Consider the following 8,124-nt stretch of genomic DNA (forward strand, 5'->3'; position numbering starts at 1 on the left):
GGGCCCACCGGCACCCGTGCGCCGTAGGAGGTCATCAGCAACGGTCCCAAGACACCGAATCCGAGACCTGTGGTCACCATGGCGCTGCGAGCCTCCCGAAGACATCGGGGCCGTTTTCGGTACGTCCTCGTCCCGTTTTGCGGCCTCAGCTCCCATTTTGAACGCACGTACTGCGACGACAGTCTATGTGGCGGGTTGCGGCTGGCAAATCCGCGCGGCGGGCGTCGTTCGCGTCGACAGGCGACCATTATGGGCGACCGCCTCGAGTGGTTTCCCATCGAAAGTCCGTCCTGAATTCGCGATCTCAGGCGACCGGCCGCCCGGCGTCCTCACCGCACTAAGCGGCGTCCCCTACCATCGAGCCTCGTGCCCCACGACGGTAATCGGCAATCGCAGCGCATCCCGCGGTTGATCGCCGTCGTCGCCGGGTTGGTCGGAGTGCTGCTGTGCGTCGCGGTGCCGTTGCTTCCGGTGAAGCAGACCACGGCGACAATCCTGTGGCCCCAGGGCACAGTCGACGGCCACGTCAGCCAGATCACCGCCCCGCTGGTGTCCGGGGCGCCGCGCGCGCTGGACGTCTCCGTTCCCTGCTCCGCGATGGCCACGTTGCCTCCCAGCGGTGGATTGGTGATCTCCACCCTGCCGACCGGCGGGGTGGACGCCGGCAAAAACGGCCTGTTCGTGCGCGCCGACAAGGACGTGATCGTCGTCGCGTTCCGGGACACGGTGGCTGCGGTGGCGCAGCGCTCGGCGGTCGCGGCCGGCGCCTGCAGCCTGCTGCACGTCTGGTCCGACGCCGGTGCAGCGCATGCCGATTTCGTCGGCATACCCGGCGCTTCCGGAACACTGCCGTCGGAAAAGAAACCACAGGTCGGTGGGATCTTCACCGAGCTCAAGGTGCCGGCGCAGCCGGGGCTGGCGGCCCGCGTCGACGTCGACACCCGGTTCATCACGGCGCCCGCGGCCATCAAGAAGCTGGCGATGGGTGCCGGCGTCCTGGCGGTCGCGGTCGCCATCATCGCGATGGCCGCCCTGGATCGACGCAGTCGCGGCCGGGACACCCTGACCGACTGGCGCTCCCCGATCGCCCGGCTGGCCCGGTACCGACCAAACGTCCGCCCGGCCGGGCGGCGCTTCGGTGCGGCGCCCTGGGTGGCCGACGTGGGCGTGATCGGAACGCTGCTGCTTTGGCACGTCATCGGCGCCACGTCGTCGGACGACGGCTACAACCTGACCATCGCCCGGGTCGCGCCGCAGGCCGGATATGTGGCCAACTACTACCGCTACTTCGGGACGACGGAAGCACCGTTCGACTGGTATCTCTCGGTGCTCGCCAAGTTGGCCGCGGTGAGTACCGCCGGGGTCTGGATGCGCATCCCGGCAACCCTGGCCGGGATCGGGTGCTGGCTGATCATCGCCCATTGGATGCTGCGCCGGCTGGGTCCCGGCAGGGGCGGCCTGGGAACTAATCGTGTGGCGGTGCTCACCGCGGGCGCGGTTTTCCTGGCGGCCTGGCTGCCGTTCAACAACGGCCTGCGACCCGAGCCGCTGATCGCGCTGGGCGTGCTGGTCACCTGGGTTCTGGTGGAACGCGCCATCGCGATCGGGGGAGTGGCTCCGGCCGCGGTGGCGATCATCGTCGCGATGCTGGCGGCGGCGCTGGCGCCGCAGGGTGTGATCGCGGTCGCGCCCCTGCTGACCGGGGCCCGGGCCATCGCCAGGACGATCCAGCGCCGCCGGGCAACCGATGGTCTGTTGGCGCCGCTGCTGGTGCTGGCCGCCGCCCTCTTTTCGATCACCGTCGTGGTGTTCCGCAGCGAGACGCTGGCCACGGTCGCCGAGTCGGCCCGCATCAAGTACAAGGTCGGACCGACCATCGCGTGGTACCAAGACTTCCTGCGCTACTACTTCCTCACGGTGGAGTCCAACCCCGACGGGTCGATGGCGCGGCGATTCGCCGTGCTGGTGATGCTGCTCTGCCTGTTCGGCATGCTGGTCGTGCTGCTGCGGCGCGGCTGGGTGCCGGGACTGGCCAGCGGCCCGGCGTGGCGGTTGATCGGCACCACCGCCATCGGGCTGCTGCTGCTGACGTTCACGCCGACGAAGTGGGCCGTGCAGTTCGGCGCGTTCGCCGGGCTGGCCGGCGCCCTCGGTGCGGTCACCGCGTTCGCCTTCGCCCGCATCGGCCTGCACAGCCGGCGCAACCTGTCGCTGTACGTCACGGCGCTGCTGTTCGTGCTGGCGTGGGCCACCTCCGGCGTCAACGGCTGGTTCTACGTCGGCAACTACGGCGTGCCCTGGTTCGACATCCAACCCGTGATCGCCAGCCACCCCGTGACGTCGATGTTCTTGACGTTGTCGATCCTGACCGGGCTACTCGCCGGCTGGTACCACTTCCGCATGGACTACGCCGGGCACACCGAGGTCAAGGACAGCCGACGCAACCGCGTGCTGGCCTCCACCCCGCTGCTGGTGGTGGCGACGATCATGGTGGTCGGCGAGGTCGCGTCGCTGGCCAAGGGCGCAGTCTTCCGCTACCCGCTGTACACCACCGCCAAGGCGAACCTGGCGGCCATCGAGTCGGGGCTGTCGAAGACCAGTTGCGCGATGGGCGACGACGTGCTGGCCGAGCCGGATCCCAATGCCGGTCTGCTGCAGCCGGTTCCGGGCCAGCAGTTCGGTCCGGACGGCCCGCTCGGGGGAGTCAAGCCCGTCGGGTTCAAACCCGACGGCGTGGGCGACGACCTGAGGTCCTACCCGGTCGTGACCAAGCCGGGGGTGGTGAATTCCGACGCGTCTCCCAACAAGCCCAACGCCACCATGAGCGACTCCGCGGGCACGGCCGGCGGAAAGGGTCCGGTCGGCGTGAACGGGTCGCACGCGGCGTTACCGTTCGGCCTGGACCCGGCCCGCACGCCGGTGATGGGCAGCTACGGCGAGAACACACTGGCCGCCACGGCGACCTCGGCCTGGTACCAGCTGCCCCCTGATTGGAAAGAGCGCAGCGCCGATCGCCCGCTGGTGGTGGTCTCCGCGACCGGCGCCATCTGGTCGTACAAAGAGGACGGCACCTTCACCTATGGCCAGTCGCTGAAATTGCAGTGGGGCCACCGCGACTTGGCCCGCCCCGACGGCCCCACACAGCCCCTCGGGGAGGTGCAACCGATCGACATCGGGCCGGAGCCGGCATGGCGCAACCTGCGGTTCCCGCTCAGCTGGGCACCCCCGGAGGCGAACGTGGCACGCATCGTCGCCTACGACCCCAACCTCAGTTCCGAGCAGTGGTTCGCGTTCACGCCGCCGCGCGTCCCGGTGCTGCAGACCCTCCAGCAACTGATCGGGTCGCACACACCGGTGCTGATGGACATCGCCACCGCCGCCAACTTCCCCTGCCAGCGGCCGTTCTCCGAGCACCTGGGCGTGGCCGAAGTTCCGCAGTACCGCCTCCTTCCCGATCACAAACAGACGGCGGCGTCGTCGAACGGGTGGGAGGCCAGCGAGGCCGGGGGGCCATTCCTGTTCACGCAGGCACTGCTGCGCACCTCGACAATCGCGACATACCTGCGCGGCGACTGGTACCGCGACTGGGGATCGGTCGAGCAATACTTCCCCTTGGTGCCGGCCGATCAGGCGCCGGCCGCCGTTGTCGAACAGGGTGTGATCACAGTGCGCGGCTGGAGCCGGCAGGGACCGATTAGGGCCCTCCCATGAGCGTCATCAACCAGGAACAGCAGGCGGCCGTCGAGCGGCGCGACACCCGCGACAACGTGCGCTTGACGCGGTGGGTCGCAACGGTCGCGGGGCTGCTGGGCTTCGTGCTGTCGGTCGCGACACCGCTGCTGCCCGTCGTGCAGACCACGGCGATGCTGAACTGGCCGCAAAACGGCCAGTTGAACAGCGTGACCGCGCCGTTGATCTCGCTGACGCCGGTCGACGTGACGGCTTCCGTGCCGTGCTCTGTCGTGGATGGCCTGCCGCCCGACGGCGGGGTCGTCCTGAGCACGGCACCCAAGAAAGGCAAGGACGCCGCGCTCAACGCGTTGTTCGTCGTCGCCAGCAGCCAGCGCGTCGACGTCACCGACCGCAACGTGGTGATCGCCAGCGTGACTCGGGACCAGGCGGCGTCCCCGCAATGCCAGCACATCGACATAACCTCCACGCGCGCCGGCACCTTCGCCACCTTCGTCGGCTTGACCGATCCGGCCGGCAAGCCGGTGCGCGGGGGGTTCGCCGACCCCAACCTGCGCCCCCAGATCGTGGGCGTGTTCACGGATCTGACCGGTCCCGCTCCGCCGGGCCTACGGTTCGCGGCCACCATCGACACCCGCTTCTCCAGCACGCCGACGACGCTGAAGCTGACCGCGATGGTGCTGGCGATCCTGGCCACCGTCGTCGCGCTGATCGCGCTGTGGCGCTTGGATCAGCTGGACGGCCGGCGCATGCACCGCTGGATACCGGCCCGCTGGCGAAGGTTCACCGTGGTTGACGCGGCGGTGATATTCGGGTTCCTGTTGTGGCACCTGATCGGCGCTAATTCCTCCGACGACGGCTACATCCTCGGCATGGCGCGGGTCGCCGACCACGCCGGCTACATGTCCAACTACTTCCGCTGGTTCGGCAGCCCGGAGGACCCGTTCGGCTGGTACTACAACCTGCTGGCGCTGATGACCCACGTCAGCGATCACAGCCTGTGGATGCGACTGCCGGACCTGCTCGCCGGGCTGCTCTGTTGGCTCCTGCTGTCGCGTGAGGTATTGCCGCGGTTGGGGCCGGCGGTAACGTCCAGCGCCGCCGCCAACTGGGCGGCCGGCATGCTGCTGCTGACCGCGTGGATGCCGTTCAACAACGGCCTGCGCCCCGAGCCGATCATCGCGCTGGGTTCGCTGGTCACCTACGTGCTGATCGAGCGGTCGATGCGGTACAGCCGCTTGACCCCGGCGGCGCTTGCGGTGATCACCGCCGCGTTCACGTTGGCCGTCCAGCCAACGGGCCTCATCGCGGTGGCCGCGTTGATCGCCGGTGGCCGGCCGATTCTGCGAATCCTGGTGCACCGGCATCGGCTTGTCGGCACGTGGCCGCTGGTCGCCCCGATGCTGGCGGCCGGTTTCGTGGTGCTCACCGTCGTCTTCGCCGACCAGACCCTGTCAACGGACTTGGAAGCCATCAGGATTCGCACCGCGATCGGCCCCAGCCAGGCGTGGTACACCGAGAACCTGCGCTACTACTACCTCTTCCTGCCCACCGTCGACGGTGCGGTGTCGCGGCGGTTCGGCTTCCTGATGACCGCGCTGTGCCTGTTCACCGCCGTGTTCATCATGTTGCGCCGCAAGCGAATTCCCGGGGTGGCCCGCGGGCCGGCGTGGCGGCTGATGGGCGTGATCTTCGCGACCATGTTCTTCTTGATGTTCACCCCGACCAAGTGGGTGCACCACTTCGGGTTGTTTGCCGCGGTGGGCGCGGCGACGGCGGCGCTGACCACGGTTCTGGTGTCGCACGAGGTGCTGCGCTGGTCGCGCAACCGGATGGCGTTCACGGCGGCGGTGTTGTTCGTGTTGGCGCTGTGTTTCGCCACCTTCAACGGCTGGTGGTACGTGTCCAGCTACGGCGTGCCGTTCAACAGCGCGATGCCGAGGATCGCCGGAATAACCGTCAGCTCGGTCTTTTTCGTGCTGTTCGTGGTCGCTGCGCTGTGGGCGATCTGGTTGCACTTCGACATTGGGGGGGCGCCGCGAGACCGCGGCGCGGGCGACATTGGGGCGGCGTCGCGGGCCCGCGGCGAGGGCCGGCTGGCGCGGGCGGTGACGGCGGCGCCGGTGCCACTCGCGGCCGGATTCATGGCGCTGGTGTTCGTCGCGTCGATGGTGGCCGGGATCGTGCGCCAATACCCCACCTACTCCAACGGCTGGTCCAACTTGCGCGAATTCGCCGGTGGCTGCGCGCTGGCCGACGACGTGCTCGTGGAGCCGGACAGCAACGCCGGCTTCATGGCGCCGTTACCCGCCGATTACGGCCCGCTGGGCCCGTTGGGCGGCATCAACCCAACGGGGTTCTCAGCCAACGGAGTACCGGAACGCACCATCGCCGAGGCGGTCCGGGAAACGGCGGTGCCGCAGCCGGGCACCGACTACGACTGGTATGGGCCCACCAAGCTGAGCTCGCCGGGCATCAACGGGTCCCTGGCACCGCTGCCCTACGGCCTGGATCCCGATCGGGTTCCGCTTGCCGGCAGCTACACCACCGGCCCGCAACAGCAGAGCAGGCTGACATCGGCGTGGTACCAGCTCCCCAAGTCCGACGACGGGCATCCCCTCGTGGTGGTGACCGCCGCCGGGAGAATAACGGGCAACAGCGTGCTGCACGGCCACACGTCGGGGCAGACCGTCGTCCTCGAATATGGCAAGCCAGGCCCGGGCGGTGACGTGCTGCCGGCCGGTCGGCTGCTGCCCTACGACCTGTACGGGGAGCAGCCGAAGGTATGGCGCAACCTGCGCTTCCCGCGATCCCAGATTCCCGCCGACGCCGTCGCGGTCCGGCTCGTCGCCGAGGACCTCTCCCTCACGCCGGAGGACTGGATCGCGGTGACGCCGCCGCGGGTGCCGGAGCTGCGTTCCCTGCAGGAGTACGTCGGCTCGTCCCAGCCCGTGCTGCTGGACTGGGCCGTCGGTCTGGCGTTTCCGTGTCAGCACCCGATGCTGCACGCCAACGGGGTGACCGAGGTGCCGAAGTTTCGGATCACGCCGGACTACAACGCCAAGAAGCAGGACACCGACACCTGGGAGGACGGCGTCAACGGTGGGCTGCTGGGCATCACGGACCTGTTACTGCGGGCGCATGTGATGTCGACGTATCTGTCCCGCGACTGGGGCCGTGACTGGGGGTCACTGCGCAAATTCGACACCGTTGCAGATGCGAGCCCGGCCCAACTGGACCTCAGCACCGCGACGCGCAGCGGGTGGTGGTCGCCGGGACCGATCCGGATCAAGCCCTGACCCAGCAACGCACGCTTTCCGGGCCGTCGATAAACCCCTCGGCCGAAAAGGCGCAATTTTACTTCTGACTAATTTGCGACGAAGGGTTTAATTGGGGCAATTTCGGGTCAATACTTGGTTCCAATTACGAACGATTAATGGTACGAACCAATGGGCAATTGGGGGCCCGATGAACACCCTGGCGCGGTTTGGAACCTGCACGGCGGCAATCACCTTGGCGGTCGCGCCGGCGGCCACATTCGAAAGCCCCAAGGCCGCGGCCGACGGCGGCACCAGGGTCGCCATGGACGCCGATCTGCGGCGTTGCGATTTCAGCCGAGTCGACAATGCGCCCCTCGTGGCGCGCGCGCTACTGGGCACCGCCTCGGCCGTCATCACTGTCGCCGGTTCGACCGCGACAGCCGAGGTCCATCTGGTCAGCGGCCCGAACCCGGGCACCCACTACGACGTCGGCTTGATCGAGGAACCCCTGCCGTCGTCGGCTACCTGTGGTCCCGGCGACCCCGGCACCGCCTTCACCGGACTGCAGACCGACGCGGCCGGCAGCGGAACGGCGACGATCCGGGCGGCCCTTCGCCCGGGCACGACGGGTGTGTGGGTGATCGTGGAGCGCGCAAGCGGGAACACGCAACACCCGGCCGAGTACTACACGTCCGAATTTTTGGTGCCGGTATAGGCCGGGCGCAAACACCGTAGGTCGAACGCCCCGAACGGTTGGGACTTCGGTCCCTATCTCGGCGGCTTGGGCGAATGGTCCGATACCACAATGGACGTTTCTCAACAGTCGCCGGCCACCACTCGCATGTTCTGCCGTGTGCTCGGGCCTTTCTTAATCATTGCCGACGTCACGGCGATTGCGCGCGCGTCCGATATGCCCTCGCTCCTGGCCGATTCGAGGCGAACTCGTTGTGGACATGGGTCGCCGGCGCCTTCATCCTGGTCTTCGGCCTCGTCATCATCGCCGGCCACCAATACTGGCACGGCGCCGCGGCGATCATCGTGTCCGCGCTGGGGTGGTTGACCACGCTGCGGGGGTTGTTGCTCTTGTCCTTCCCGCAGGCGTTCGCTTCCGTTGCGCGCGACATGATCGGCGCGCAAGCGTGGTGGGTTTCGCTGTGTGCCGTTTTCGCCCTGA

General features: G+C 68.2%; 3 protein-coding genes and 1 pseudogene. All 4 read left to right on the plus strand.

Annotation, left to right across the window (positions count from 1 at the left end):
• Positions 1–366: 366 nt before the first annotated feature.
• Positions 367–3,711: an arabinosyltransferase domain-containing protein gene (locus JO059_RS14815; RefSeq protein WP_293319953.1), complete on the plus strand. Its 3,345-nt coding sequence runs from the start codon at positions 367–369 to the stop codon at positions 3,709–3,711.
• Positions 3,708–6,989 (plus strand): arabinosyltransferase domain-containing protein, encoded by a 3,282-nt coding sequence (locus JO059_RS14820; RefSeq protein ID WP_293319955.1) that lies wholly within the window; start codon positions 3,708–3,710, stop codon positions 6,987–6,989. Before JO059_RS14815 ends, JO059_RS14820 begins: the two co-directional genes overlap by 4 nt.
• 169 nt (positions 6,990–7,158) lie before the next feature.
• Complete coding sequence (locus JO059_RS14825; RefSeq protein ID WP_293319957.1) at positions 7,159–7,665, plus strand: hypothetical protein; 507 nt, start codon at positions 7,159–7,161, stop codon at positions 7,663–7,665.
• A 230-nt stretch (positions 7,666–7,895) separates the two neighbouring features.
• Positions 7,896–8,124 (plus strand): annotated as a pseudogene (locus JO059_RS14830) (hypothetical protein); the annotation flags it as partial.

Origin of the sequence: Mycobacterium sp., from assembly GCF_019247615.1 — a bacterium.
GTDB lineage: Bacteria > Actinomycetota > Actinomycetes > Mycobacteriales > Mycobacteriaceae > Mycobacterium.